Source organism: uncultured Gimesia sp. (assembly GCF_937919775.1).
Lineage (GTDB): Bacteria > Planctomycetota > Planctomycetia > Planctomycetales > Planctomycetaceae > Gimesia.
Window position 1 is genome coordinate 1 of the sequence record NZ_CALFPF010000476.1, and the last position, 3056, is coordinate 3056.

Sequence of the window (3056 nt, forward strand, 5' to 3'; positions counted from 1 at the left end):
ATCACGATGTCTCTCCGGATGGGGAAGATTCCCGGGTCTATGCCATCAGCCGGACCTGGACAACATCGACCCTGCATGCCGGGCAATTCACTGCCGCCTGTGGTGTGACCATTTATCGGGGAGGCCTGTTTCCCCAAGGCTTTTATGGAAACAGTTTTACCTGTGAGCCGACAGCGAATCTGGTTCACCGCGATGTGCTGACTCCTCTGGGAGCAACATACGATTCAAAATATGGACGAGATCAGGTGGAGTTTATTGCCAGCCGCGATGAATGGTTCCGCCCTGTGAATCTGGCCAATGGTCCCGACGGGGCCTTGTATCTGTGTGACATGTATCGCGCGGTGATCGAGCATCCGCAGTTCATGCCTGAGGAATTAAAAGAACGCTCTGACCTGAATGACGGCATTGATCGCGGGCGAATTTATCGTATTGTTCCCAAGGGCGCTAAAATTGATGAAAATGTCTATACTTCATTAAAAAATGCGACCCCGGAACAACTGGTTGCAGCATTGTCCTCAGAAAATGCCTGGCAGCGGGAAACCGCGGCGCGTTTGATTTTTGAACGACAGGATTCCTCGATACAAGCTCAGTTGGAGCAACTGGTTTCCAGTGGAAAAATTGAACAGGCCCGCATTCACGCGTTGTGGGCATTAGAAGGGCTCGGGAAATTAAGCGACTCGGTTCTGGAAACCGGGTTGAAAGATTCATCACAACGGGTCAAAGAACAGGCCGTTCGTTTGAGCGAACCACGTTTGTCGAAAAATGCGGCGCTACATAAACAGGTGCTTTCACTTGTTGACTCTGCCGATGCCCGACTCCGATTTCAGCTGGCAATCAGTCTGGGAGAAGCGAAGGATGTCTCATCGATGGTAGATCAACTGGCCAGCCTGATGCTCAAGGGGGCCGATGATTCCTGGACGCGTGCCGCTGTGCTCTCCTCAGCCCCTGATCAGACAGTGGCGATCTTCAAATCATTTCTTGATCAACTCAAGGCAGCAGGTACGAAACCATCCGATCAGTCAGCATTGACCGAAGCGGTGGGAGAAATGACAGCCGTCATTGGTCCTCGCCTTAATGCGGAAGAAATTCAGGAAGCACTCTCCTTGATCGCCGGTCTGGATTCCGATCAGAGTCTGGAGCTGCAGATTGCCGGTTTCGATGGATTAGGAAACAGTCTCAGACGCCGCGGTAAAGCAATCTCGCAGTATCAAACAGAGTTGTCTGCCGCTGATCAGGAAAAGTTGAAATCGTTCTACGAGAAGATTGTCGCTGCGGCCGCCGATCCCAAAACGCCGCTGGCTCAAAAATTGAGTGCGATCGGCGTCTTAAGGTTTGTCGGTTTTGAAGTCAGTGGTAAGACACTCCTCTCGTTGATTGAGGGGAAATCTTCACAGGCGGTAAAAATTGCGGCGATTGAAGCCATCAGCGCGTATGCTGATGATCAGATTGGCGCTGTTTTGATGAAGGGATTTGCCAAGCAGACCCCCGGCATGCGACTGGCGATTCTGGATGCGATGCTGTCCAATCTGAATCGGACCAGTCTGTTGCTGGATGCGATAGAACAGGATCAGATTAAAATCTCAGAACTCGGGCCTTCCCGTTCGACCCAGTTACAGCGTCACCGGGATGCAGCAATTAAAAAGCGGGCTGCTGCATTATTCGCTGCTGCCATTCCTGCAGATCGTCAAAAAGTTCTCGCCGAGTATCAGAAATCGCTGCAGTTGAAAGCCAATCCGCTGCACGGGAAGCAGGTCTTCGTCAAGAACTGTGTCACGTGTCACAAGATCGGTGACATTGGCGTGAATGTTGCCCCTGATATTGGCGATTCCCGCACAAAAACGCCCGAGTATTTACTGACGAATATTCTCGATCCCAACCGGGCCATCGATGCGAATTTCTTCAGCTACACGGTCATCACCATCGATGGCGTGGTTCACACCGGGATTATTTCTTCCGACAGTGGTGCTTCAATAACATTAACCCAGCCGGAAGGGAAAACCATTGTCGTTCTTAAAGAAGAAATTGAAGAAATGAAATCCAATGGGGTTTCTTTGATGCCCGTGGGATTGGAGAAGACGATCGATCCCCAACAGATGGCCGATTTGATTTCGTTCATTAAGAACTGGCGTTATCTGAGCGGACAGGTTCCCAAGGAAATTGCCAAACCGCAGTAATTCATTTGCTGCTACAAAATTAACATGGCGTCACCATAGCTGTAGAAGCGGTAATTCGCTTCTACAGCTTTTTCGTAGGCTTCGCGAATGAATTCTGTGCCGGCAAACGCACTGACCAGTACCAACAAGGTAGATTTCGGTAAATGGAAATTGGTCAACAGGCAATCGACGGCTTGAAACTGGTAGGGGGGATAAATGAAGATGTCGGTCTCTCCGCTCCAGGCTTTGAGGGGGCCTTGTTTCGCCACCGATTCCAGCGTACGGACGCTGGTAGTGCCTACACAAACAATCCTGCCCCCCTTTTCTCGGGTGGCATTTAACAGTGAAGCAGAGTCTGCCGAGAGTTCACACCATTCGGAATGCATCTTGTGTTCCTCAAGCGTTTGCGCGGAGATCGGTTTGAATGTTCCGATGCCGACGTGCAGCGTGACTTTCGCAATGCCGATACCTGTTTGCGTGCAGCGGTCTAATAGTTCGGGGGTAAAGTGAAGACCGGCAGTCGGCGCTGCGACGGCACCAGGCTGGTTGGCATACACGGTTTGGTAACGTTCCCAGTCTTCTTCCGTTGCCAGTTCCCGTCGCATGTAAGGGGGGAGTGGTATTGTCCCGAAGAACGCAAGCAGCCTGTGATGGTCTTCATCGGACTGGACTATAGCGGTCCAGTAACCTTCCGAGTCCTTAGACTGCAGTTGTAACGAGACCTGTCGCACTTCTGAACGTTGATGAGCGGGCTGCAGTTCGATGCTCTCTCCCGCAACCAGCTTGCCTCTGGTCTTACTCATCAGCTTCCACTGTCCGGCTGCGTTGGAACCCAGATAAAGACCTTCCCATTTACCGCCCGTTGATTTTCTGACGCCAAACAATCGGGCAGAGAGCACCCGC

The 3056-nt window shown here is 51.5% G+C and carries 2 protein-coding genes; one reads left to right on the top strand and one right to left on the bottom strand.

What is annotated here, in order from left to right; genetic code table 11:
• Window positions 1–2174: c-type cytochrome (locus Q0294_RS13585; RefSeq protein WP_299466260.1), on the top strand; the 2174-nt coding region annotated here is incomplete at its 5' end.
• 11 nt (window positions 2175–2185) lie between these two features.
• Here Q0294_RS13585 and queA read toward each other — a convergent pair.
• Window positions 2186–3056: tRNA preQ1(34) S-adenosylmethionine ribosyltransferase-isomerase QueA (gene queA, locus Q0294_RS13590; RefSeq protein ID WP_299466263.1), on the bottom strand; the 871-nt coding region annotated here is incomplete at its 5' end.